Genomic DNA, 22184 nt, shown 5'->3' with positions numbered 1-22184 from the left:
TCCATGTAGTCAGTGTGTCGGGGTCGGGCTCAGAGCATCGCCGGCACGACCTGGTCCGGCGGGCGATGCCCGTCGGCAAAGGTCTTGACGTTGATGATGACCTTCTCGCCCATCTCGATCCGGCCTTCCAGGGTCGCCGAGCCCATGTGCGGCAGCATCACCACGTTCGGCATGTTCACCAGGTCCGGGTTGCCCTTGATCTTGTGCTGGTAGACGTCGAGCCCGGCCCCGCCCAGCTCACCCGCCTTGAGCATCCGGGTCAGCGCGGATTCGTCGATCACCTCGCCGCGCGAGGTGTTGACCAGCACCGCCGAGGGCTTCATCAGCCGCAGCCGCCGGGCGTTCAGCAGGTGGAAGGTCGACGGCGTATGCGGGCAGTTGACCGAGACCACGTCCATCCGCGCCACCATCTGGTCGAGGCTCTCCCAATAGGTGGCCTCCAGCGCCTCTTCGGTCTCGTCGCGCAGGCGGCGGCGGTTGTGGTAGTGGATCTGCATGCCGAAGGCCGAGGCGCGCCGCGCCACTGCCTGGCCGATCCGCCCCATCCCGAGGATGCCGAGCCGTTTTCCGCCGAGCCGCGTGCCGAGGAAGGCGGTCGGTGCCCAGCCGGCCCAGTTGCCCTCCTGCATGGTGGCGAGCCCCTCCTGCATGCGGCGCATCACCGCCAGCATCAGCCCCATCACCATGTCGGCAGTATCGTCGGTCATCACCCCGGGCGTGTTCGACACCATGATGCCCCGCGCCCGGGCGGTTTCCACGTCGATATGGTCGACACCCGCGCCATAGTTGGCAATCAGCTTCAGCCGGGGACCGGCCTGGGCGATCAGCCCGGCGTCGATCTGATCGGTCAGAGTCGGCACCAGAACGTCGGCTTCGGCCATCGCTGCGGTCAATTCCGCGCGAGTCATCGCGAGGTCGTCGGTGCGCAGTTTGACGTTGAAAAGCTCGCTAAGGCGGGTTTCAACCACCTCCGGCAAACGTCGCGTGACGACAACAGTCAGGCGTTTCTGCGGCATTCCGGTCAGGGCCTCCCTTTCCTTACGCTCTTCGCTTTGGCACACTGTCGCAAGCATGCACGGGGCACAAGAACCCCGGCGTAAAATCTCGAGCAGGACAGACACGATGGTCAGGACTTCTGTGTTGGCGGGGCTGCTTGCCGCCCTGCTCTGCGGCACGGCCGCGCAGGCGGCCGAGGAGCGCGGGCCGGTCACCAACCTGCCGCTTCCGCGCTACGTTTCACTCAAGACCGGCGAGGGCAACGCCCGGCGCGGCCCCTCGCTCACCCACCGCATCGACTGGGTCTACAAGCGGCGCGACATGCCGCTGGAGATCACCGCCGAATACGGCCACTGGCGCCGGGTGCGGGACAAGGACGGTGTCGGCGGCTGGATCCACTACGCGCTGCTCTCGGGCGTGCGCACGGTGCTGATCGAGGAGGACATGCTCGAATTGCACCAGCGTCCCGATCCCGCCACGCCCGTCGAGGCGAAGCTGGCGATCGGGGTGATCGCCCATCTCGAGCATTGCGAGAAGGACTGGTGCGAGCTGTCCGCCGGCGGCTACGCGGGCTGGGCTCCCAAGACCGCGGTCTGGGGCGTCGGGCCGGACGAGATTCTCGAATAGACCCGCTCAGGGCTGCCAACGGTAGAGGATGTCGAACGCCTCCTCGCCAACGGGCTCGAAACCGCAGGCGCGGTAGAAGGCGTTGGCCGGGCTTCCCTTCAGCGCCATGAGCCGGATCGGCAGGCCAGCCGCGCGCGCCTCTTGCTGTAGCCGGCCGATCACCCTCCGCCCGAGGCCGAGGCCGCGCGCCCCCTCGGCAAGGTACAGGTGATCAAGGTATAGCTCGCCCGGCCGCTGCCGCAGCACGTAGAAGCCGGCGATCTCCGCCCTGTGCAGCAGCACCACCGTGTCCGAGGCCACGAATCCATCGAGAAACCGGCGACGCGCACGCTCCGGGTCGTAGCGCCCGAGCGCCTCAAGGCTGGGGCGCATCGCCTTGGCGCGAATCTCGGCGAGCCGGGGCGCATCTTCCGGCACGGCAGGGCGGTGGATGAGGGTCATCTGTTCGGTCCTTTGGCTCCGCCATTCTTTAGCCATGCGTGCCGCACGCGGAAACGGCAAACGGCCGCTGCCCTTTCTGCCGGTCATCTCAGGTGGCCTCCCGGCGTCGCCGCGCAGCCGGTTGTGCTCGGCGTCGCGCTCCGCTATCGCATTATGCAATGTTATTACATAACAGAATCACTGATGCGTCTTGGAAAGGCCAACAAAGATGACGACAGATTTCCCCGGACTGATTGCAGCCCTCGCGCTTGCCATCGCGCTTCCCCTCGCATCCGCCGCACAGGCGGAAAGCTCCAAGGACCACGCTCATGAGCACACGCATGACCATGCCCACGAGCACGATCACGGCGACGACGCGATCTACAAGGGATACTTCGACGACGCCCAGATCGCCGCGCGTCCGCTTTCGGACTGGCAAGGCGACTGGCAGTCGGTCTACCCGCTGCTGCGGGACGGCACGCTGGCGCCGGTCATGGCGCACAAGGCCGAAAGCGGCGACAAGAGCGCAGAGGCCTACACCGCCTATTACGAGGTCGGCTACGCCACCGAGGTGGACCGGCTCACCATCGCGGGCGACAAGGTGAGCTTCCATGAGGGCGGGAAGGTCGTCTCGGGCACCTACGAGAGCGACGGCCACGAGGTGCTGACCTACGCCAAGGGCAACCGCGGCGTGCGTTACATCTTCGCCAAGACCGCGGGCGACGCCGAGGCGCCCGCCTTCATCCAGTTCAGCGACCACCGCATCGCCCCGGCCGAGGCCGACCACTATCACCTCTACTGGGGCGATGACCGCGCCGCGCTGCTCGAGGAGGTCACCAACTGGCCGACCTACTACCCGTCCGACCTGAGCGGGTCGCAGATCGTCGACGAGATGCTGGCGCACTGAGCACGGCTGATGAAAAACGGTGGCGGGCGTTGCAGGCGCGCCCGCCTCAGGGTCAGGAGGCCTGCCGGATCAACAGCGCCGATTCCCGCGCCGTCAGGTTGCGCCGCGCATGCGCGCCGTAGTCCGTCGGGCGCAGCTCCACACCAGGCAGCAGCGCCAGAAGCCTGGCGCGGTCCACGTCGGAGAGGCTCGAAAGCGCGGTGTTCGCCGGGTGGAAGCTCTCGGTCTCGACGCCGTTGGCAAAGACGATCTCGTGCCGGGGCAGCAGCAGGTGCACATAGGTCACCTCGCGCACCCGCAGGTCGCGGCAGATGGTCGAGCCATTCACCAGGTGCTTGGCCGCGACCAGCACCTCGTCGGTGTTGAACAGCGACCGCGCCACCGCGCCGCGGATCAGCATCCGGTGTTCGGGCGAGACGAGGAATTCATCGTCCGGGCGCTCGATGCCGAAGGCGCCGGCCCTGATGCGCACCGGCCGCAGCTCGGGAAGCACATGCAGCCGCGCGCCGCTCATCCGGCGGCTGCCGACCCAATGCACCGGCTGCAGGCCGTCGTCCTTGGTCTGCACCATGTCGCCCTCGCGCAGGGTCTCGACCGCGACCTGTCCGCGCGACGTCAGGATGCGCGTCCCCACTGCAAAGCAGATCACCCCGCCGCCGTCCGGACGTCCCTGCTCGGCCCGCAGGCTCATGCCACCGGCGGTATGCACGACCCAGAGGTCCCGGCCCGGCGGCGGCACGTCGTCGAGGAACATCAGCAGCGGGCGCGGGCTGTCGGCAATGTCGATCCGGGTCACGGTGTAGCTCTTCAGCCCGTCCGAAACGACGAATCCGGCGTCCAGCGTACCGGGCACCATGCCGGGCGCAGCCGATCCGGCCAGCGCCTCGCCGACCAGGAGGCGCACCTGGGCGGCCGCGCGTCTGCGACGCGCCGCTTCTCCGTCTCCCCGGTCTCGCTCCGACGGGCCCACAAGCCCATCAACCCTTACAACGTCACCATTCCAGGCCCAGCGGGCCCCGACTTGCAGGGAGGACGGCGGTGCGGCCTTGAGGCCATCTATGCGCGTCTGCGACCAAGAGACGACAAACGTGCCATGCAAGGCCGTTGTCATGTCCTGAAATCCTGCTCTCGTTTTCTTCTTGTATGCTGATTTCAAGATACCAAGCCGCAGGCGGCTGTCATAGCGGCAAAGACACGATATCAAGCCCGTCATCTGACCCAATTTGTGTCAGTTTCTTGCGACAACGGAGCCAAATCGAAAGCGATGCAACCATCGGGTGCAGTGGTGTCAAAAAGGCGACAGAGTAGGCAGAGCTCGGGCGCCACTCTCGGCCCGAGTCGACGCTGATGCGCGACACCCAGGCGCGCCCCGGCCCCGCCAGCCTGCGCCATTGGACAAGATCGCGATTGCGGGATAACACGCGGACAGCTCAAGATCAGGGATCCCAATGTCCGAAACCCCCTCCGACATCGCCCGCAAGGTGCTGGCCACCGAGACCGAGGCGCTGGTGCGCCTCTCGGACGAGCTTCCGGCCGATTTCGACGCCGTGGTCGCGCTGCTGCTGAACATCCGCGGGCGGGTCATCGTCTCTGGCATGGGCAAGTCCGGCCATGTCGCGGCAAAGATCGCCGCCACGCTTGCCTCCACCGGCACCCCGGCGCAATTCGTCCACCCCGGCGAGGCCAGCCACGGCGATCTCGGCATGATCACCTCGGCAGATGCGGTGATCCTGATCTCCAATTCCGGCGAGACCCGCGAGCTCGCCGACATGATCGGCTACTGCGCGCGCTTCTCGATCCCGATGATCGCCATCACCAAGCGCGCCGAAAGCACGCTGGCCAGCGCCGCCGACCATATCTTGCTGCTGCCCGACGCCCCCGAGGCCTGCGCCATCGGCATGGCGCCGACCACCTCGACGACGCTGTGCATGGCGCTCGGCGACGCGCTGGCGGTGGCGTTGATGAGCAACCGCGGCTTCGGCCGCGACAGCTATGCGCATTTCCACCCCGGCGGCTCGCTCGGCGCGGCGCTGCTGCGGGTCTCGGCGGTGATGCACAAGGGCGACGAGCTGCCCGTGGTCAACCCCGACACCCCGATGAGTGAGGCGCTTGTGGTCATGTCGCAGAAAGGCTTCGGCGTCGCCGCAGTGGTGACGGACGGCCAGGTTGCAGGCATCATCACCGACGGCGACCTGCGCCGCAACATGGAGGGGCTGCTGGAGCGCCGCGCGGGCGAGGTTGCCACGCCCGGCCCGATGGTCACCCGCCCCGAAACGCTACTGACGGAGGCACTCGGCGTGCTCAACGCGAACAAACGGACGGTCCTTCTGGTGGTCGACGAGGCCGAGCGCCTCGTCGGGCTGCTGCATATCCACGACGCGCTGCGGGCAGGTGTCGCATGAGCGCGGTCATCTTCATCCCCGCCCGCTATGCCTCGAGCCGCTATCCGGGCAAGCCACTGGTCGAGCTGGCCGGCGCCACCGGCGAGAAGAAGAGCCTGATCCAGCGCGCCTGGGAAGCCGCGCTGACGGTCGAGGGCGTCTCGGCGGTCTACGTGCTGACCGACGACGAGCGCATCGCCGAGGCCGCGAAGGGCTTCGGCGCCGAGGTGCTGATGACCTCTTCCGAGGCGCGCAACGGCACCGAGCGCTGCGCCGAGGGCGTGGCGCAGCTGTCCGGTGAGCCGGAGATCGTCATCAACCTTCAGGGCGATGCGCCGCTGACCCCGCCGTGGTTCATCGAAGCGCTGATCGCCGCCATGCAGGACCCCAAGGTCGAGATGGCCACCCCGGTGCTGAAGACCGATCCCGAGACGCTGGCGAACTTCGTCACCGACCGCCACGCCGGCCGCGTCGGCGGCACCACGGCGGTGATGCGGGCCGACGGCACCGCGCTCTATTTCTCCAAGGAAGTGCTGCCCTACGTCGGCAACCTCGAGACGCCGCCCGAGGTCTGGCACCACGTCGGCGTCTACGGCTACCGCCCGGACGCTCTGCGCCGCTACGCCGCCTGGCCCGAGGGGCCGATCGAGCGCGCCGAGGGGCTCGAGCAGCTGCGCTTCCTGGAGAACGGCGGCACCGTCACCTGCGTGCCCGTCGAAGCGCGCGGAAGGGTGTTCTGGGAGCTCAACAACCCCGTCGACGTGGCCCGCATCGAGGCCGTTCTGAAGAAGGAAGGCATCGCATGACCGCCCAGAAGCCCACCATGAAACCCGTCGCCGTCAAGTCCGTCACCTTCGCCAATGACGCGCCGCTGGCGCTGATCGCCGGCCCGTGCCAGCTGGAAAGCCTCGAGCACGCCCGCATGCTGGCCGAGAAGATCGCCGAGGCCGCCGAGGCCGCCCGCACCCCCTGGGTGTTCAAGGGCAGCTTCGACAAGGCCAACCGCTCCTCGCTCTCGGGCAAGCGCGGCATCGGCATGGAGGCGGGACTGTCGATCCTGTCGCAGATCGGTGCCGAGTTCGGCGTGCCGGTGCTCACCGACATCCACACCGCCGAGCAATGCGCCACGGTGGCCGAGGCGGTCGACATCCTGCAGATCCCCGCCTTCCTGTCGCGCCAGACCGACCTGCTGCTCGCCGCCGGCGAGACCGGCGCGGCGATCAACGTCAAGAAAGGCCAATTCCTCGCGCCCTGGGACATGGCCAATGTGGCCTCCAAGATCGCCAGCACCGGCAACGAGCGCCTGCTGCTCTGCGAGCGCGGCGCAAGCTTCGGCTACAACATGCTGGTCTCGGACATGCGTTCGCTGCCGATCATGGCGGAAACCGGCTATCCGGTGGTCTTCGACGCCACCCACTCGGTGCAGCTGCCGGGCGGACAGGGCACCTCCTCGGGCGGCCAGCGGCAGTTCGTGCCCACGCTCGCCCGCGCCGCCGTCGCCGTGGGCTGCGCCGCGGTCTTCATCGAAACGCATGAGGACCCGGACAATGCCCCCTCGGACGGGCCGAACATGGTGCCGGTGGACCAACTCGGCGCGCTGCTGACCAAGCTGCGCGCGCTCGACGAGGTGGCCAAGGAAGCCTGATTTCGAGGGGGGCCGCGAGGCCCCCTTCTCTTTAGCGGAAGAGCTGCAGCACCAGCGGCGCCAGCAGGCCGGTCAGCACGGCGTTCATCCCCATGCCGATCCCGGCAAAAGCCCCGGCGGTGGGATTGACCTGCAGCGCCCGCGCGGTGCCCACGCCATGCGCCGCAACCCCGGTGGCAAAGCCGCGCCCGCGCCAGTCGCGCAGCCCGAGCGCGTTCAGCATCGGCGTCACCGCGATCGCCCCGATCATCCCGGTCAGCAACACGAGCACCGCGGTCATTGCCGGATCGCCGCCGAGCTTCTCCGAGATGCCGATAGCCACCGGCGCGGTCGCCGATTTCGGCGCCAGCGAGGCCAGAAGGCCGAAGTCCGCGCCCAGCAGCCACGCAAGCCCCAGCGCCGAGACAACTGCCGTCAGCGAGCCCGCCAGCAGCGCCAGTGCCATGGGCAGCGCCGCCTTGCGCACCCGCCGCAGGTTGGCATGCAGCGGCAGCGCCAGCGACACGGTCGCCGGGCCGAGCATGAAGTGGACGAACTGCGCGCCCTCGAAATAGGTCTCGTAGGGCGTGCCAGTTGCCAGCAGCAGGCCGCCCAGCACGATCACCGACAGCAGCACCGGGTTGAACCAGGGCTTGCCACGCGACAGGCGGAAGATGCGGTCGCCGATCCAATAAGCGACCAGGGTCGCGGTGAGCCAGAGCAGCGGCCCGCTCTCGAGGTAGGACCAGATCAGCAGCGGGTCGGTCATGCCTCCTCCTCCTCGTCGACGTTGCCGGTGAGCCGCGCCACGTACTCGAAGGTCAGCGCGCCGACGCAGATCGCCAGCAGGGTCGAGCCGATCAGCGACACGCCGATGGCCAGCGCATGCGCCGATAGGTCCGACAGCCGCGCCACCGCCCCCACGCCCACCGGCACGAAGAGCAGCGAGAGGTTCTGCAGCAGGAAGCTCGCCACCGGCCGGATCAGCGCCAGCAGCCGCTCGGACAGCGCCATGCCGATGACCATCGCCACCATCGCCAGCACCGGCCCGGGCAGCGGCAGGGAGAACATGCGCGAGACCACCTCACCGCAGAGCTGGAAGAGCAGGAGGGTGATGATTCCGGAGACGACGCTGGGCATGGGGCGAACCTCTTTGCGGTGGCAGCTGCGATCAACTTAAGACTGACCTACATGCAGGCGGAAGCGTCTTCGCAAACCGAAAGTGGACCTCACTTGGAACCGCGTTACTGGAATAGATAACATTGTGATCACTACACCAATTCGTAGTGATACCATACCTAGCTTCACCTGCTCGAATGCCACCTTATATTGGGTAACTCCCAACAGGTCGATCATAGTGCACTACACGCATCTAGATTTTTTGAGTCTGATCAGGTAGATACAGAAATGCCGCTGGGATTCGCACTCCCAGCGGCATCAAAGGCAAGTAACCGCGTCCGGCTACGATTTGTGATTTCACAACGGGTTTTTCCCACTTCGGAGTCATGAAGTCAAGCCGGGCCTACCATTAACCACTTCTGATGGAGCCTCAAATGGCTAAAAAACAAACTACATCCAAGACCTCCACTCTCGCGAGCAAAGTTCTCAGCGGCAAAGTTAAGCCCACTCAAGCTCAGATAAAGACGCTTGCCGCGTCTGCACTGGGACAAGACGAAAAGAAGGGCAACAAATAAGAGGTCCGTCGGCGCTGCAATTTCGCAGTTCATTTTTGAAGAACGAAAAAGGCCACCCGCGCGGGGTGGCCTTTTTTCTTATGCGACCTCAGGAAGTGCTCCCGGGGAAACGTGGTGCCGCTGAAGGGACTCGAACCCCCGACCCCATCATTACGAATGACGTGCTCTACCAGCTGAGCTACAGCGGCACTGGTGGGCGGCCTCTTAGCATCGGGGCCGCCGCAGGAAAAGGCCTATTTTGCCTTCTCGGGTTCGCGGTTCGACTCGCCACCCGCCACCGTGTCCTCGACGGTTTCGGCGTCGGGCACGTCTGCCTTCGGATCGGCTGCAGCTTCGGCACTGACCTCTGTCTCCGCGCCCGGCTTCGGCGTCGGCGTCAGCACCTCCGGAGCCTCGTCGGCGGCCTCCGGCGCGCCCTTGCCGCGGTCCTCGAGCGAGCCGATGATCAGCGGCAGCATCTCGGCCCCGGCGGGGGCGACGTCGGACTGCGGCGGGGTGCGCCAGCTCAGTGTGTCGAAGCCTTCGCAGTTGCCGCAGACCGGCACCCACTCGGCATGCACGTGGTTGCACTTGTCACAGACCCACTGTGGGCCGCGCGGCGCCAGCAGGGCCTTGGCCAGCCAGCCCCGCACCACCGGCTCCTCGGCACCCTCGCCCTTGGCGATGGCCGCCATGACGGTCAGCACGCGGGCATCGGCATCGGTCTCGGCGAGGTTGCCCACGGCGCGCCGCGCCTCGGGGAAATCCTCGGCGGCGAGCGCCAGCTCGGCCTTCAGCAGCTTGGTCTCGCGATGCCCGGGGTTGACCGAGGTGAGCGTGCCGAAGCGCTTCATCCGCGCCGCCGGCGTCTCGTCGGGGGCGATCTCGGCGAAGGCTGCGGCGAGGTCCGGATGCGGCTGCACCGACCAGGCCTTCTTCAGCAGGCGGGTCGCCAGCTTGGGCTTGTCCTGCGCGATGTAGGAGCGTGCCGCCATGGCAGCCCCGGGGATCAGGTCGGGCGACCCCTTGGACGCGGCGATCGCTGCCTCGCGGGCCTCGATCGGCTTGTCCTCATCCATGATGTCCTTGGCTTCCGACAACGCCAGCACCGCGTCGCGGCGACGGTAGACGTCGCGCGGCAGGGCCCCGTGCTTGAGCTTGGCCGAGAGAGTCTTGCGCGCGCCCTGCCAGTCATGCTTCGAGGCCTGCAGCTGCAGCAGGACGTCCTGGATTTCCTCGTGTTTGGGCTTGAGGGCAAAGGCGCGTTCGGCCAGTTTCAGCGCCGTGTCCGTATCGCCCTTGGCCAGCTTCTGCTTCATCATCCCGCGGATGCCGACGAAGCGGGTCTGCTCATTGGTGATGAGCGCCTTGTAGACCTCTTCGGCCTTGCGGCTATCGCCGGTCATCTCGGCGGCCTGCGCGGTCAGCAGCTGGGTCAGCGCGGGCTTGTGCAGGTAGCGCTCGGCCTTCTGCGCCTTGGCCATGGCCAGCTTGCCCTCGCCAGAGGCCAGCGCCAGCAGGCCTTCGGACATGGCCTGGTAGCCCTTGCGCTCGCGGTTGCGGTCGAAATAGCGCGACAGCGCGGTGTCATCGCCGTTGATGAACTTCAGCACCGCGATGAGCAGCGATACCAGCTTGAAGACCACCCACAGAACGAAGACCAGCACGATGGCGGCGATCACCGACTGCAGCGGCCCAAGGGTGAATTCCATCCCGCCGGCGGTGACCTGCACGCCGCCCTGGCTTTCCATCAGGTAGCCGGCCCCGAGGGTCAGCCCCGCCACGGCGGCGACGAAGAGAACGATTTTCAGAAGTGACCAAAGCATGAAAACGATCCCTTACCCTCAGTTCTGGTTCAGTGTCTGTGCAACGGCATCGGCGCCGTCGAGCGCCGCCTTGCGCGTTTCGGCGCGGGCGATCCAATCGGCCAGCTCGGCCTGCGCCGGTTCGGGCAGGGCCGCGAGCTCGCTCAGCACGGTGCCGAGATCACCCGAGCGCAGCGCCGCCTCGGCGCGCGACAGCACGGCATCGGGGTCATCCCCCGCGCGCGGCTCGACCGAGCGCGCGCCAAGCTGATTGGCGAAGAAGGTGGTGACGCGGCTGGCGGTGTCCTCGTTGGTCGACTCGGCGCGGCGCGCGGCCGAGAGCGCATCGCGCGCGGCGGGCGGGAACTCCGCCTCCAGCGCAGAGAGGGTCGGCACGCCGTCGCCCGCCGGGTCGCTGAGCCCCCCGGGCACATCGACGCCATTTTCCTGCATGGTCTGGATCGCAGCGGCATAGGGCGCGCCGTCGCGCAGCGCGGTTTCCACATCGGCGAGCGCCGAGCGCGACTCGGCGACCATCGCCTGATCCGAGGCCGCCTCGCGGGCCTGCATCGCTTCCTGGGTCATCTGCTCGACCTCGGCGCGCTGCGTCTCGATCGCGGTGCGCACGTCGGCCAGCGCCTTTTCATAGGCAGCCATCGCCTCGGGCGACACCGATTCCGACAGCCACTGGTTCTGCATGTCCTCGATACGGGTCTGCAGCTGCGCCACCTGCTCGGTCAGCGTCGCCGCCGAGCCTTCGGCGGCCTGCATCCGTGCCCCGAGATCGGCGGCGGAGCTCTCCAGCCCCGAGAGGTCGATGCCGCCGACCTGCGCTGCAGTCTCGGCGACCGTGCCGTTCAGCGTGTCGATCTGCTCGGACTGCGCCGCCAGCGCGGCGGAGGTCTCGGCCTCGAACTGCGCGCCGCCGTCGCCGAAGGGGAAACTGCCGGACTGGTAGCTCGACGCGCCCCAGCCGAGCGCCGCGGCGACGATGCCCCCCAACGCCACGGGCACGAAGCCGCCCTTGCGTTCGACCACGGTCTCGCGGACCACCTCGCGCATGGGTACGGCAGCCCCTGCAACCACAGGCCCGGCCGTATCGGGACCCGCCGCGACAGTGTCATCGCCCTCGGCGATCAGCGTATCGGCGTCCTTGCCGACATCAGCCTCGCTGTCCAGTTCCACCGCTTCTCCGACGGAGTGGATCGATTCCATCGAGTTCGCCGGTTCGGACGCGAAGGTGTCGTCAGCCTCGGCGCTGGCGAGCGAGTCCTCGGTGGACAGCGTGTCCGTGCCCTCGGCGCCCATCAGCGTATCGCCCTCTCCGGGGGTCTCGTCTCCGGCATCTTCCTTGGCGAGCGTGTCCTCGGCCTCGAGATTCTCGGCCCCGGCGGCGTTCTTGACCTCGTCGCCCAGCGTGTCCTCGGCATCAGCGGGAACTGTCTCCGGCATCCCGGAGTCGGGCGCGTCCTGATCGGATGCCTCTTCGGGGGTCGCCCCGGCTTCGAGCGTGCCAGTCTCGGGCTTGCCAGTCTCGGGCTTGCCGGTGTCAGGCGTTTCCGTCCCGGCGGGGTCAGCCCCGGGGACCTTGCCCTCCTCCGGCTTGTCCCCGTCCGGCTGCTTCTTGGCGTCTAGAGGCTTCTTCTTGTCGGCCACGCGGTCCACCCTTTCAATCTGTCGCTCGCGGGTCCTCAGCGGACCCTGCGTCACTTCCATAACTTTTCACGGACCCGCCGCGATCCACAAGCGACCGCGCGCATTCTAGGAGCTTTTCCACCGACTTACGCATCAGCCCGGCGTCGGGTCGCAAAACAATCTCTGAGTCGTGAACATAGAGGTCGGAGAGGGCCGCTTCCACCTCCGCGCTCATATATGCGGCGAAAAGCGGCGCGGTAGCGTTAACGTTCCGGGCTGCGACCGCGAAAATCCGGGCGCTGCGCGGTGAAAAAAGCGGCACAACGACCGGGATTTGCCCGCGCAAGGCCGAGATTGCCGCCGCGCAGAGCGGGCGAGTCGGCTGATCGTAGACCACGACCTCGGCGCAGGGCTGCCCGGCGGAGGTGAGTCGCGCCGCCAGATCGCCCCGCGCATGGGTGCCGCGCAGGTGCAGCAGCCGCCCCCCGGGGCGCTCGGACAGAACCAGCGCGAGCAGCGTCTCGGCGTCACCCTGCGCCACCCGCGGCGCGAGGCCGGCGTCGCGCGCCGCGCGCGCCGTGGCCTCGCCAACCGCATAGCACAGGGGCAGAACCGGCCCGCCCAGCTCGGTATAGGCCCGCACGCCGTTTGCCGAGGTGAAGACCAGCCCAGTGATCCCCGCCATCTCCGGCAGCGGGCCGGTGGTCTCGATCTCGATCAGCGGGCTGACAAGCGGCACGAAGCCGGTCACGCCCGCGCCCGCCAGCTCCGCGGCAAAGCGCTCGGAGGCCGCACGAGGCCGGGTGAGCAGCAGGAAGGGCTGGGAAACTGGCATCCTTGCTCCGCGAGTGTCGGGCCGGGATTGTGAGGACCCTGTACTGGTGGTAGCTGCAGGAACAAAGGGATGCAACGGACGTGGCGATGCCTGAACTGACGATCCTCGGACTGGAAAGCAGCTGTGACGACACCGCCGCCGCCGTGCTGCGCGGACAGGAGATCCTGTCCTCGGTGGTGCTCGGTCAGGCGGAACTGCACGCGGCCTTCGGCGGCGTCGTCCCCGAAATCGCCGCCCGCGCCCATGCCGAGAAGCTCGATCTGGCCGTGGAACAGGCGCTGGTGCAGGCCGGCGTGCCGGTGAGCGAGCTCGACGCCATCGCGGTGACCGCGGGCCCCGGGCTGATCGGCGGCGTGCTCTCGGGCGTGATGATGGGCAAGGGCATCGCCGCGGCCATCGGCAAGCCGCTGATCGGGGTGAACCACCTTGCCGGCCATGCGCTGACACCGCGGCTGACCGATGGCCTGGCCTACCCCTACCTGATGCTGCTGGTCTCGGGCGGGCATTGCCAGTTCCTGATCGTGCGCGGCCCGCAGGATTTCAAGCGGCTCGGCGGCACCATCGACGACGCCCCCGGCGAAGCCTTCGACAAGACCGCGCGCCTGCTCGGGCTGCAACAGCCCGGCGGCCCCTCGGTCGAGGAGGCCGCGAAGTCCGGCGACGAGAAGCGGTTCCGCTTCCCGCGTCCGCTGCTCGACCGCGAGGGCTGCGATCTGTCCTTCTCGGGTCTGAAAACCGCGCTGCTGCGGATGCGCGACAAGCTGATCGAGGAACAGGGCGGGCTGCACCGGCAGGACGTGGCCGATCTCTGCGCCGGGTTCCAGGCGGCGGTGCGCGACGTTCTGGCCGAGAAGACCCGCCGCGCCATGCGTGCCTATCTCGAGGAAAACCCCGCCGAACCCGCGCTGGCCGTGGCCGGGGGCGTTGCTGCCAACAAGGCCCTCCGCGGCGCGCTTGAGGCGCTCTGCGAAGAGCACGGCGTCACCTTCACCGCACCGCCGCTGCGGCTCTGCACGGACAATGCGGCGATGATCGCCTACGCCGGGGGCGAGCTGCTGGCAGCGGGCGAGGTCTCGGACATGACCCTTGCCGCCCGCCCGCGCTGGCCGCTCGACAAGGCCGCCGCGCCGCTGCTCGGCTCGGGCAAGAAGGGAGCCAAAGCATGATCGGCGTTCTGGGCGCGGGGGCTTTCGGCACGGCGCTGGCCGTGGCGCTCGCCCGCGATGGCCGGCAGGTGATGCTCTGGGGTCGCAACGAAGGCACCATGGCGGAGATGGCCCGGACCCGGGAGACTGCCCGCCTGCCCGGCGTGACCCTGCCTGAAGGCATCGAGATCACCGCCGACCTCGCCCATGCCGCCGGCGCAGAGACGCTGCTTCTGGCGGTGCCGATGCAAACGCTTTCCACTGTGTTGGGGTCTGTTTCCGCCCCGCTCGACGGGCAGAAGCTGGTGGCCTGCTGCAAGGGCATCGACCTCGCCACCGGTGAGGGGCCGAGCCACGTCATCGCCCATGCCAAGCCCGGAGCCTTGCCCGCGATCCTCACCGGGCCCAGCTTTGCCGCCGACATCGCGCGCGGCCTGCCCACCGCGCTGACGCTGGCATGCGAAGACGCCGAGGCGGGGCTGGTGCTGCAGCATGTGCTCTCGACCAAGACATTGCGGCTTTACCGCAGCACCGATGTCACCGGCGCCGAGGTCGGCGGCGCGCTGAAGAACGTCATGGCCATCGCCTGCGGCGCCTGCATCGGCGCCGGGTTCGGCGACAGTGCCCGTGCCGCGCTGATGACCCGCGGCTTCGCCGAGATGACCCGCCTCGCCGTACACTTGGGGGCAAAACCAGAGACTGTTACGGGGCTTTCGGGCCTTGGCGACCTGGCGCTCACCTGCACCTCGGAGCTGTCGCGCAACTACCGCTACGGGCAGGCGCTCGGCCGCGCGGAAGGCTTCGATCCTTCGGTCACCGTCGAAGGCGCCGCCACCGCCCGAGCTGTCGCGGCCCTCGCGGAGCGCGAGGGGATTCCCATGCCGGTCTCCGGCGTTGTCGCCGCGCTGACCGAAGGCAAAGTCACCATTTCCGAAGCTCTCGATGAGCTTCTTTCCAGACCCCTGAAGGAGGAATAACCATGCTCGTCGCTCTCGTCGCCAAGGACAAAGCCGGCGCCCTGCAGATCCGCAAGGACACCCGCGCCGAACACCTCGCCTATATCGAACGCACCGGTGTCGTCGCGCAGGCCGGCCCGCTGCTGGATGAGGCCGGCGAGATGGCCGGCAGCCTGGTGATCCTCGACGTCGCCGACATGACCGCGGCGCAGGACTGGGCCGACAAGGACCCCTACGCGCTGGCGGGCCTCTTCGAGAGCGTCACGCTGACCGCCTGGAAGAAAGTCATCGGCTGAGGATTTTGCGATGAGATACTGGCTCTTCAAGTCCGAGCCCTCGACCTGGTCCTGGGAGGACCAGGTCGCCAAGGGCGAGGCGGGCGAGGAATGGGACGGCGTCCGCAACTACCAGGCGCGCAACTTCATGCGCGAGATGAAGCTCGGCGACCGGGGCTTCTTCTACCACTCGCAGAAGGAGAAGGCTGTCGTCGGTATCATCGAGGTCTGCGCCGAGGTGCATCCCGACAGCAAGGCCGATGACCCGCGCTGGGAATGCGTGGACATCAAGGCGATCGAGAAGCTGCCGGTCCCTGTCACGCTCGACGAGATCAAGGGCGACCCGGCGCTGTCCGAAATGGCACTGATCAAGCAGTCGCGCCTGTCGGTACAGCCGGTGACCGAGGCCGAGTTCGCGCATATCTGCGCCAAGGGCGGCCTGAAGCCCTGATCCGGCGCTGAATGCCGCTAGCCAGCGCGCCGCCTTTGCGGCAGGCTTTCTGCATGAGCGGAGGAGGCTGCCATGGACTTCATCAGCGTGATCGTCGCGGCGCTGGCCGGCTGGCTGTTCGGCGCGGGCTGGTACATGACCCTGTCGAAGCCCTGGCTCGCGGCCTCGGGCATCGACTGCGACGAGACCGGCAAGCCGAAGAACGCCAGCCCCCTGCCCTTCGTGCTCTCGGCCATCGCCATGTTGCTGGTGGCGGGCATGATGCGGCACATCTTCCACATGGCCGGGATCACCACCGCCGGCGCCGGGATGGTCGCGGGGCTCGGGATCGGCCTGTTCTTCATCTCGCCCTGGATCATGATCAACAACGCCTACGGGCAACGGCCCTTCAGGTTGACGCTGATCGACGGCGGCTATGCCACCTTCGGCTGCGCGGTGATCGGGCTGGTGTTGGCGCTGTTCTGACGCCAGGCACGCCCGGGGGGCCTCGCCAAGACAGGAGTCCAAGAAGGCAGGTCCAAAAAGGCGGGAGCCCAAGAAAGCAGGGATCCGGCAACGACCGGACCCCTGCACCACCCCGCGTACTCCCACGCACGCTTTGGAGGAACTGGACCCGGCCATTCTGGCCGAGCCTCGAAGATCGCACGACCGTCGCCCCGGGGCAAAGACGAAGTGCCTAGAATTCTAGGAGTCGCGCCTTCGGCCCGCTGTCCACGGGCCAGGCCGCCTCAGGCGTAGACGCTGTCCTTGCCGAAATGCTTCACCAGCATGTAGTAGACCACCGCCCGGTACTTGTTGCGCTCGGAGTGGCCGTAGGTCTCGATCACCGAATGGATGGCGTCCATCAGCTCCGGCCCGTCCTCCAGACCCAGCTTCTTGACCAGGAAGCTGTCCTTCACTGTTTCCAGTTCGTGATCCTGGCTGGCAGCCACCGTCGAGGCGTCGGCGTTGTAGATCGACGGGCCGCAGCCGATGGTGACCTTGGTGAGCAGGTCCATGTCGGGCTCCATGCCGCACTTGCCACGCAGGTCCTCGGCGTATTTCTCGATCAGCTCGTCCCGTTTGCCCATGTCACTCTCCCTTGCAACTGCATGTTCCGGCGCGACCGGAACGACCGTGCCTGAGCCGACTATAGTCGGCCCTGATTGTTGATAAAGAGAAGAAAATCGCCTGTTTTGCCGCACAGGTTTACGTAGCGGCACCCCGTTAAGCTTTTTTTAGTGACAAACCCGTGACGTCGCCCGCAGCATGGTCCAGAGAGCACCAGGCCGTGCAGACCCGGAAAACGGGCATCGCGGCCTGCTTTCAGAACGCAGAAACCGGGGAATTCCAATGGCAACAGAGACGTTTGTCGTCGCCTATGAGAACAAGGAAGGTGATGACGGCCTGCTCGATTACGCAATCGCGCGGGCCAAGAAGGACAATGCAGCCCTGCTGCTTGTCCATATCCTCGAATGGTCGCCCTACAAGTTCCTGACCCCTCAGGAACTCGAAGAGCGCCACGCCCGCCGCAAGGAGGAATTGGCGCGGGCCAAGGAGGTGATCCTCGATCCGGCGCTCGCCAAGGTCGCCGCGGCGGGGCTCGAGGGTGACTGCCGCATCCGCTACGGCTCGGTGGTCGAACTGGTCGTCGAGATCGCGACCGAAGCCGACGCCAGCATGATCTTCGTCGGCCGATCCGGCACGCAATCCATGACCGCGCGCATCTTCGGATCCGTGCCGCTGGGGCTCGCGCAGATCGCCCCCGTGCCCACCGTCATCGTGCCCTGAGCCGTTGGAGAGCCTCATGAAACCCATTCAATTTGCCACCCGCGCCGCCCTGCCGGCCCTCGGCACGGCGCTCGCCGCGCTTCCCGCACAAGCGCAGGAAGCGGCGCACAGCGTCGACGAAAAGATCAACGAGGTCGTCGGCTCCGTCACCGGCCCCTTCGTCAACTTCATCTTCGCCCCCTTCCCCGGCACGTCCTTCCCGTGGATCGTGCTCTGGCTGGTGGTGGCGGCGACGATCTTCACCCTCTATTTTGCCTTCGTGCAGTTCCGCGCCTTCCCGCATTCCATCGCGCTGGTGTCGGGCAAGTATTCCGATCCCAATGACGCCGGCGAGGTCAGCCACTTCCAGGCCCTTGCAACGGCGCTCTCGGGCACCGTCGGGCTCGGCAATATCGCCGGTGTTGCGGTGGCCGTGTCGATCGGCGGCCCCGGCGCGACCTTCTGGATGATCCTCGCGGGTCTCATGGGGATGGCGTCGAAGTTCACCGAGTGCACCCTCGGCGTGAAATACCGCAACGAATATCCCGACGGCACCGTCTCGGGCGGGCCGATGTACTACCTCAAGAAGGGCATGGCCGAACGAGGCTTCGCCGGGCTTGGCTCGGTGCTGGCGATCATCTTCTCGATCTTCTGCGTGCTCGGCTCGCTTGGCGGCGGCAACATGTTCCAGGCCAACCAGGCCCACGCGCAGCTTGCCAACATCATCGGCGACTACCCGGGCTGGATCACCGGCGTGATCTTCGCGGCGATCGTCTTCGCGGTGATCATCGGCGGCCTGAAGAGCATCGCCCAGGTGACCGAGAAGGTCGTGCCCTTCATGGGCGTGCTCTACGTCGGCACGGCGCTGATCATCATCTTCATGAACTTCGACAAGATCGGCTGGGCCTTCGGGCAGATCTTCGACGGGGCCTTCACCGGGCTCGGCGTCGCGGGCGGGCTTGTCGGCGCGCTGATCCAGGGCTTCAAGCGGGCCGCCTTCTCGAACGAGGCGGGCGTCGGCTCGGCGGCCATCGCCCACTCGGCGGTGCGCACCAAGGAGCCGATCACCGAGGGCTTCGTGTCCCTGCTCGAGCCGTTCATCGACACCGTGGTGATCTGCACCATGACCGCGCTGGTCATCGTCATCACCGGCGTTCTGCAGATCGATCCCGAAACCGGCCAGTACATCTGGAACGCCGATCTGGGCCGCGTGGAAACCGTCGGCGACGTCTCGGGCGTGGCGCTGACCTCGGCCGCCTTCGGCTCGGCGATCAGCTGGTTCCCCTATGTGCTGGCTCTGGCGGTGATCCTCTTCGCCTTCTCGACGATGATCTCCTGGAGCTACTACGGGCTCAAGGCATGGACCTACATGTTCGGCGAGGGCAAGTTCCAGGAGCTGAGCTTCAAGATCCTGTTCTGCATCTTCGTGGTGATCGGCGCGGCGATGAACCTCGGCCCGGTGATCGACTTCTCGGATGCGGCGATCTTCGCCATGGCGCTGATCAACATCATCGGCCTCTACTTCCTGATGCCGATCGTGAAGGCGGAGCTGAACAGCTACCAGTCGCGGCTGAAGTCCGGCGAGATCAAGCGCTACGCCTGATCCATACCGCAGTCGAACGTGAAAGGGGCGCCCAGGGGCGCCCCTTTCTGTCTGGCAGGGCCGATCACTTCGCCGCCAGCAGCTCCGGCACTTCGAGCAGGATGAACTCGTTGTGCGCCGCCTCGCCCGGCACCCGGCCGCCCGAGAACGGCAGGTTGTTGTCGTTGGCGACCAAGATGTGGGTCTCGTCCACGGCGATCACGTCCTCGATGGTGAAGAACGGGAAGCTGAAATGGTCACCGCCTGCGCCCATGCCGTCCAGCGCCTTGGCGTCGGGGTCGGCGATGTTCAGCAGGTCGATGGAACCGATGCGGCGGATGAAGCCCTCATCATCGGTCTGGCTCATGTCGACCAGTACGATGTTCTTCACCTTGGCGGGGTTCGGGTAGCACTCGGCGGTCTCGGTCGCTCCTTCGGCGCAGGCCATCGCCATGTCGCCTTCACCGTTGTCGCGCTCGATGACCAGCGCGCGGGTCTCGTCGATGAAGTTGAAGTCACCGATCGCCGTGGCGCCCTCGGCGAGCTGGAATTTCACGCTCTCACCGGTCCATTCCCCCGCTTTGGGGTCGAAGGCGATGACCCGCAGGAAGGGGCCCTCGGTCTCGCCGCCCTCGATCAGGATCGGCTTTTCCAGCATCGCCCAGAGCAGGTTCGTGCCGGGCTGCAGCGCCATGCCCTCGTAACCGCCCGAGCGCTGCACCTGGAAGTCGGTGCCGGCCTCGGCAGGGACGAAGACGCTGTAGGTGTCCGGCCCGTGCAGCTCCTTGCCGTCGAGTTCGGTGGCGAAGACCTCTTTCACCACGCCGTCGAGACCGGCGCGGATGATGTAGGGGCCGAACTCGTCGCCGATCCAGACCTCGCCGTCGAGCACCTGGATCGACTCGGTGTCGAAATCGGCGCCGGTCAGGTAGCGGCTCTCGGTGCCTTCATAGGCAATGCGGAAGGGCACCTTGTGATCCGGGTCCGACAGGAAGACGGTCTCGCGGCGCTCCACCGTACCGGTCTCGTAATCCGGGGCCATGCGGTGGAAGAACAGCATCGCGTCGGGCGAGTTGCGCTTCGAGCCGAAGCCGTTGTCGGTCAGCGTGTAGAAGCTGCCGTCCTCGGCGCGGGTCATGGCAAAGCCCGACATGCCCTGCACCGGCTGACCGATGAAAGGCAGCGAGATGCCGGTGCCGTGGTTGCCGTAGCCCTTGCCGGTGTTTCCCTCGACGCTCATCGCCTGCTCGACGCGCGCGCCGTTGGTGAACTTGCCAGAGATCCAGGCGTCGCGCGGCGCGTCGGCCGGCGGCTCGACCAGCGACAGGGCGGGCAGGTAGGCGTGACCGGCGAGCTTGGCCGGGAAGACCTCCTGGGCCGTGGCGGGCGCGGCAAGCGCGCTGGCGAGGGCAAGGACGGACAGCGAAAGACGCATCGTGTATCTCCTCAAGGATGCTTCGATGCGCCGCTGCTACCGCCCTTGCGTAAAGCTCACGTGGCCGTGATGTGACGCCGGGGTGAAACCGCGCGCGCTTTCATCTTTCCCCAAATACTCCCGCCGGAGGCACCCGCCCGCCCCAAAAGCAAAACGCCCCGCCAAATGGCGGGGCGTTGCAAAAAGCCTGAAACAGGCTCGAAATCAGTAGCGGTAGTGCTCGGGCTTGAAGGGACCTTCCGGCGTCACGCCGATATAGGCCGCCTGCTCGGTCGAGAGCTGGGTCAGCTTCGCACCGACGCGCTCGAGGTGCAGGCGCGCGACCTTTTCGTCGAGGTGCTTGGGCAGGATGTAGACCTTGTTCTCGTACTGCTCGCCGTTCTTGTAGAGCTCGATCTGCGCCAGCACCTGGTTGGTGAAGGAGGCCGACATCACGAAGCTCGGGTGGCCGGTGGCGTTGCCGAGGTTCAACAGGCGGCCTTCCGACAGCAGGATGATCTTGTTGCCCGAAGGCATCTCGATCATGTCCACCTGGTCCTTGATGTTGGTCCACTTGTGGTTCTTCAGCGAGGCCACCTGGATCTCGTTGTCGAAGTGGCCGATGTTGCCGACGATGGCCATGTTCTTCATCTCGCGCATGTGCTCGATGCGGATCACGTCCTTGTTGCCGGTGGTGGTGATGAAGATGTCGGCGTCGGCAACGACGTCCTCCAGCAGCACCACTTCGAAGCCGTCCATCGCCGCCTGCAGGGCGCAGATCGGATCGGCCTCGGTGACCTTCACCCGCGCACCGGCGCCGGCCAGCGAGGCGGCCGAGCCCTTGCCCACGTCTCCGTAGCCGCAAACCACGGCGACCTTGCCCGCCAGCATCACGTCGGTGGCGCGGCGGATGCCGTCCACGAGGCTCTCGCGGCAGCCGTACTTGTTGTCGAACTTCGACTTGGTGACCGAGTCGTTGACGTTGATCGCCGGGAAGGGCAGCTGGCCCTTCTTCTGCAGATCATAGAGACGGTGCACGCCGGTGGTGGTCTCTTCCGAGACGCCCATGATCGCTTCGCGGGTCTTGGCGAACCAGCCCGGCGAGGCCGCCATGCGCTTCTTGATCTGCGCGTGGATCACCTCTTCCTCTTCCGAGGTCGGCACGCCGAGATCCTCGCCGGCCTCGGCGCGCGCGCCGAGCAGGATGTAGAGCGTCGCGTCGCCGCCATCGTCGAGGATCATGTTCGCGCCCTCGGGGAACATGAACGAGCGGTCGAGGTAGTCCCAATGCTCTTCCAGCGTCTGGCCCTTGACGGCAAAGACCGGCGTGCCGCCCGCGGCGATCGCGGCGGCGGCGTGGTCCTGCGTCGAGAAGATGTTGCACGATGCCCAGCGCACGTCCGCGCCCAGCGCCTTCAGCGTCTCGATCAGCACGGCGGTCTGGATGGTCATGTGCAGGCTGCCGACGATCCGCGCGCCCTTCAGCGGCTGTGCCTCGCCGAACTCGGCGCGGCAGGCCATCAGGCCCGGCATCTCGGTTTCGGCGATGTCCAGTTCCTTGCGGCCAAACTCGGCCAGCGAGATATCCTTGACGATAAAGTCTTCAGCCATTGTCCGGCGCTCCAATTCAAATATCGGGATTGCTGGGGTGGGTAGCATCCCTTGCTATGCCCCGCAACGTGCATCACAATCCTGCCTAAACGGAAGCA

The 22184-nt window shown here is 66.9% G+C and carries 23 protein-coding genes and 1 tRNA gene; 12 read left to right on the top strand and 12 right to left on the bottom strand.

The window, feature by feature from the left end; all coding sequences use genetic code 11:
• Positions 1–29: 29 nt before the first annotated feature.
• Positions 30–1016 (bottom strand): 2-hydroxyacid dehydrogenase, encoded by a 987-nt coding sequence (locus BM397_RS15850; protein WP_092425815.1) that lies wholly within the window; start codon positions 1014–1016, stop codon positions 30–32.
• Positions 1017–1122: 106 nt separating this feature from the next.
• Between BM397_RS15850 and BM397_RS15845 the strand changes: the two genes are divergently transcribed.
• Positions 1123–1623: an SH3 domain-containing protein gene (locus BM397_RS15845; RefSeq protein ID WP_092425813.1), complete on the top strand. Its 501-nt coding sequence runs from the start codon at positions 1123–1125 to the stop codon at positions 1621–1623.
• Between the two features lie 6 nt (positions 1624–1629).
• Here the strand turns inward: BM397_RS15845 and BM397_RS15840 are convergent, their stop codons facing one another.
• A complete protein-coding gene (locus BM397_RS15840; RefSeq protein ID WP_245696101.1) occupies positions 1630–2064 on the bottom strand; it encodes a GNAT family N-acetyltransferase in 435 nt (144 codons plus the stop codon).
• Between the two features lie 208 nt (positions 2065–2272).
• Here BM397_RS15840 and BM397_RS15835 point away from each other — a divergent pair, with 208 nt between their 5' ends.
• Positions 2273–2950 (top strand): ZinT family metal-binding protein, encoded by a 678-nt coding sequence (locus BM397_RS15835; RefSeq protein WP_092425811.1) that lies wholly within the window; start codon positions 2273–2275, stop codon positions 2948–2950.
• A gap of 52 nt (positions 2951–3002) precedes the next feature.
• On the opposite strand, the gene BM397_RS15830 is transcribed toward BM397_RS15835, so the two are convergent.
• Positions 3003–3854 (bottom strand): Hint domain-containing protein, encoded by an 852-nt coding sequence (locus BM397_RS15830; protein WP_342707619.1) that lies wholly within the window; start codon positions 3852–3854, stop codon positions 3003–3005.
• A 544-nt stretch (positions 3855–4398) separates the two neighbouring features.
• Here BM397_RS15830 and BM397_RS15825 point away from each other — a divergent pair.
• The 3 genes from BM397_RS15825 to kdsA are packed head-to-tail and all read left to right on the top strand — an operon-like array spanning position 4399 to position 6976.
• Positions 4399–5352, top strand: coding sequence for a KpsF/GutQ family sugar-phosphate isomerase (locus BM397_RS15825; protein ID WP_092425806.1), 954 nt, complete (start codon positions 4399–4401; stop codon positions 5350–5352).
• Positions 5349–6137 (top strand): 3-deoxy-manno-octulosonate cytidylyltransferase, encoded by a 789-nt coding sequence (locus BM397_RS15820; protein WP_092425804.1) that lies wholly within the window; start codon positions 5349–5351, stop codon positions 6135–6137. Before BM397_RS15825 ends, BM397_RS15820 begins: the two co-directional genes overlap by 4 nt.
• A gap of 17 nt (positions 6138–6154) precedes the next feature.
• Complete coding sequence (gene kdsA / locus BM397_RS15815) at positions 6155–6976, top strand: 3-deoxy-8-phosphooctulonate synthase (protein ID WP_092426214.1); 822 nt, start codon at positions 6155–6157, stop codon at positions 6974–6976.
• Positions 6977–7007: 31 nt separating this feature from the next.
• Here kdsA and BM397_RS15810 read toward each other — a convergent pair whose 3' ends face one another.
• The 6 genes from BM397_RS15810 to BM397_RS15785 form a co-directional block, all read right to left on the bottom strand.
• Positions 7008–7724, bottom strand: a complete 717-nt coding sequence (locus BM397_RS15810) for an LrgB family protein (RefSeq protein WP_092425802.1) — start codon at positions 7722–7724, stop codon at positions 7008–7010.
• Positions 7721–8095, bottom strand: coding sequence for a CidA/LrgA family protein (locus BM397_RS15805; RefSeq protein WP_092425799.1), 375 nt, complete (start codon positions 8093–8095; stop codon positions 7721–7723). Before BM397_RS15805 ends, BM397_RS15810 begins: the two co-directional genes overlap by 4 nt.
• Before the next feature lie 666 nt (positions 8096–8761).
• A tRNA-Thr gene (locus BM397_RS15800) sits at positions 8762–8837 on the bottom strand.
• Between the two features lie 45 nt (positions 8838–8882).
• Entirely contained in the window at positions 8883–10454 is a 1572-nt protein-coding gene (locus BM397_RS15795) for a heme biosynthesis protein HemY (protein WP_092425797.1), read from the bottom strand.
• An 18-nt stretch (positions 10455–10472) separates the two neighbouring features.
• Entirely contained in the window at positions 10473–12089 is a 1617-nt protein-coding gene (locus BM397_RS15790) for a COG4223 family protein (protein ID WP_176806693.1), read from the bottom strand.
• Positions 12090–12102: 13 nt separating this feature from the next.
• Entirely contained in the window at positions 12103–12903 is an 801-nt protein-coding gene (locus BM397_RS15785) for a uroporphyrinogen-III synthase (protein ID WP_092425795.1), read from the bottom strand.
• A gap of 86 nt (positions 12904–12989) precedes the next feature.
• Here BM397_RS15785 and tsaD point away from each other — a divergent pair, with 86 nt between their 5' ends.
• The 5 genes from tsaD to BM397_RS15760 all read left to right on the top strand — a co-directional run bounded on the left by tsaD (position 12990) and on the right by BM397_RS15760 (position 16195).
• Positions 12990–14069, top strand: a complete 1080-nt coding sequence (gene tsaD, locus BM397_RS15780; protein WP_092425793.1) for a tRNA (adenosine(37)-N6)-threonylcarbamoyltransferase complex transferase subunit TsaD — start codon at positions 12990–12992, stop codon at positions 14067–14069.
• The gene (locus BM397_RS15775) at positions 14066–15025 is read left to right on the top strand and encodes an NAD(P)H-dependent glycerol-3-phosphate dehydrogenase (RefSeq protein WP_092425791.1); all 960 of its coding nucleotides are present in this window, start codon (positions 14066–14068) and stop codon (positions 15023–15025) included. Before tsaD ends, BM397_RS15775 begins: the two co-directional genes overlap by 4 nt.
• 2 nt (positions 15026–15027) lie before the next feature.
• Positions 15028–15300, top strand: coding sequence for a YciI family protein (locus BM397_RS15770; protein WP_092425789.1), 273 nt, complete (start codon positions 15028–15030; stop codon positions 15298–15300).
• Between the two features lie 10 nt (positions 15301–15310).
• On the top strand, positions 15311–15730 hold the full coding sequence (locus BM397_RS15765) for an EVE domain-containing protein (RefSeq protein WP_092425787.1): 420 nt from the start codon (positions 15311–15313) through the stop codon (positions 15728–15730).
• A 72-nt stretch (positions 15731–15802) separates the two neighbouring features.
• Positions 15803–16195, top strand: coding sequence for a DUF1761 domain-containing protein (locus BM397_RS15760; protein WP_092425785.1), 393 nt, complete (start codon positions 15803–15805; stop codon positions 16193–16195).
• Positions 16196–16458: 263 nt separating this feature from the next.
• On the opposite strand, the gene BM397_RS15755 is transcribed toward BM397_RS15760, so the two are convergent.
• Positions 16459–16800, bottom strand: coding sequence for a DUF2853 family protein (locus tag BM397_RS15755; protein WP_092425783.1), 342 nt, complete (start codon positions 16798–16800; stop codon positions 16459–16461).
• Positions 16801–17062: 262 nt separating this feature from the next.
• Here BM397_RS15755 and BM397_RS15750 point away from each other — a divergent pair, with 262 nt between their 5' ends.
• Together BM397_RS15750 and BM397_RS15745 are read left to right on the top strand one after the other, a co-directional pair.
• Positions 17063–17500: a universal stress protein gene (locus BM397_RS15750; RefSeq protein WP_092425780.1), complete on the top strand. Its 438-nt coding sequence runs from the start codon at positions 17063–17065 to the stop codon at positions 17498–17500.
• A 16-nt stretch (positions 17501–17516) separates the two neighbouring features.
• Positions 17517–19082 (top strand): alanine/glycine:cation symporter family protein, encoded by a 1566-nt coding sequence (locus BM397_RS15745; RefSeq protein ID WP_092425778.1) that lies wholly within the window; start codon positions 17517–17519, stop codon positions 19080–19082.
• A gap of 64 nt (positions 19083–19146) precedes the next feature.
• On the opposite strand, the gene BM397_RS15740 is transcribed toward BM397_RS15745, so the two are convergent.
• Together BM397_RS15740 and ahcY are read right to left on the bottom strand one after the other, a co-directional pair.
• A complete protein-coding gene (locus BM397_RS15740; RefSeq protein ID WP_092425776.1) occupies positions 19147–20496 on the bottom strand; it encodes an esterase-like activity of phytase family protein in 1350 nt (449 codons plus the stop codon).
• Between the two features lie 204 nt (positions 20497–20700).
• Positions 20701–22086 (bottom strand): adenosylhomocysteinase, encoded by a 1386-nt coding sequence (ahcY, locus tag BM397_RS15735; RefSeq protein WP_092425774.1) that lies wholly within the window; start codon positions 22084–22086, stop codon positions 20701–20703.
• Between the last annotated feature and the right edge of the window lie 98 nt (positions 22087–22184).

The organism is Alloyangia pacifica, assembly GCF_900116195.1.
GTDB classification, from domain to species: Bacteria; Pseudomonadota; Alphaproteobacteria; order Rhodobacterales; family Rhodobacteraceae; genus Salipiger; species Salipiger pacificus.
This window is presented reverse-complemented; position numbering and strand designations above follow the sequence as displayed.

Excerpts from the sequence above, each read along its gene's own strand:
- BM397_RS15850 (WP_092425815.1), bottom strand. The coding sequence starts at position 1,016 with ATGCCGCAGAAACGCCTGACTGTTGTCGTCACGCGACGTTTGCCGGAG.
- BM397_RS15845 (WP_092425813.1), top strand. The coding sequence starts at position 1,123 with ATGGTCAGGACTTCTGTGTTGGCGGGGCTGCTTGCCGCCCTGCTCTGC.
- BM397_RS15840 (WP_245696101.1), bottom strand. The coding sequence starts at position 2,064 with ATGACCCTCATCCACCGCCCTGCCGTGCCGGAAGATGCGCCCCGGCTC.
- BM397_RS15835 (WP_092425811.1), top strand. The coding sequence starts at position 2,273 with ATGACGACAGATTTCCCCGGACTGATTGCAGCCCTCGCGCTTGCCATC.
- BM397_RS15825 (WP_092425806.1), top strand. The coding sequence starts at position 4,399 with ATGTCCGAAACCCCCTCCGACATCGCCCGCAAGGTGCTGGCCACCGAG.
- BM397_RS15820 (WP_092425804.1), top strand. The coding sequence starts at position 5,349 with ATGAGCGCGGTCATCTTCATCCCCGCCCGCTATGCCTCGAGCCGCTAT.
- kdsA (WP_092426214.1), top strand. The coding sequence starts at position 6,155 with ATGAAACCCGTCGCCGTCAAGTCCGTCACCTTCGCCAATGACGCGCCG.
- BM397_RS15810 (WP_092425802.1), bottom strand. The coding sequence starts at position 7,724 with ATGACCGACCCGCTGCTGATCTGGTCCTACCTCGAGAGCGGGCCGCTG.
- BM397_RS15805 (WP_092425799.1), bottom strand. The coding sequence starts at position 8,095 with ATGCCCAGCGTCGTCTCCGGAATCATCACCCTCCTGCTCTTCCAGCTC.
- BM397_RS15795 (WP_092425797.1), bottom strand. The coding sequence starts at position 10,454 with ATGCTTTGGTCACTTCTGAAAATCGTTCTCTTCGTCGCCGCCGTGGCG.
- BM397_RS15785 (WP_092425795.1), bottom strand. The coding sequence starts at position 12,903 with ATGCCAGTTTCCCAGCCCTTCCTGCTGCTCACCCGGCCTCGTGCGGCC.
- tsaD (WP_092425793.1), top strand. The coding sequence starts at position 12,990 with ATGCCTGAACTGACGATCCTCGGACTGGAAAGCAGCTGTGACGACACC.
- BM397_RS15775 (WP_092425791.1), top strand. The coding sequence starts at position 14,066 with ATGATCGGCGTTCTGGGCGCGGGGGCTTTCGGCACGGCGCTGGCCGTG.
- BM397_RS15770 (WP_092425789.1), top strand. The coding sequence starts at position 15,028 with ATGCTCGTCGCTCTCGTCGCCAAGGACAAAGCCGGCGCCCTGCAGATC.
- BM397_RS15765 (WP_092425787.1), top strand. The coding sequence starts at position 15,311 with ATGAGATACTGGCTCTTCAAGTCCGAGCCCTCGACCTGGTCCTGGGAG.
- BM397_RS15760 (WP_092425785.1), top strand. The coding sequence starts at position 15,803 with ATGGACTTCATCAGCGTGATCGTCGCGGCGCTGGCCGGCTGGCTGTTC.
- BM397_RS15755 (WP_092425783.1), bottom strand. The coding sequence starts at position 16,800 with ATGGGCAAACGGGACGAGCTGATCGAGAAATACGCCGAGGACCTGCGT.
- BM397_RS15750 (WP_092425780.1), top strand. The coding sequence starts at position 17,063 with ATGGCAACAGAGACGTTTGTCGTCGCCTATGAGAACAAGGAAGGTGAT.
- BM397_RS15745 (WP_092425778.1), top strand. The coding sequence starts at position 17,517 with ATGAAACCCATTCAATTTGCCACCCGCGCCGCCCTGCCGGCCCTCGGC.
- BM397_RS15740 (WP_092425776.1), bottom strand. The coding sequence starts at position 20,496 with ATGCGTCTTTCGCTGTCCGTCCTTGCCCTCGCCAGCGCGCTTGCCGCG.
- ahcY (WP_092425774.1), bottom strand. The coding sequence starts at position 22,086 with ATGGCTGAAGACTTTATCGTCAAGGATATCTCGCTGGCCGAGTTTGGC.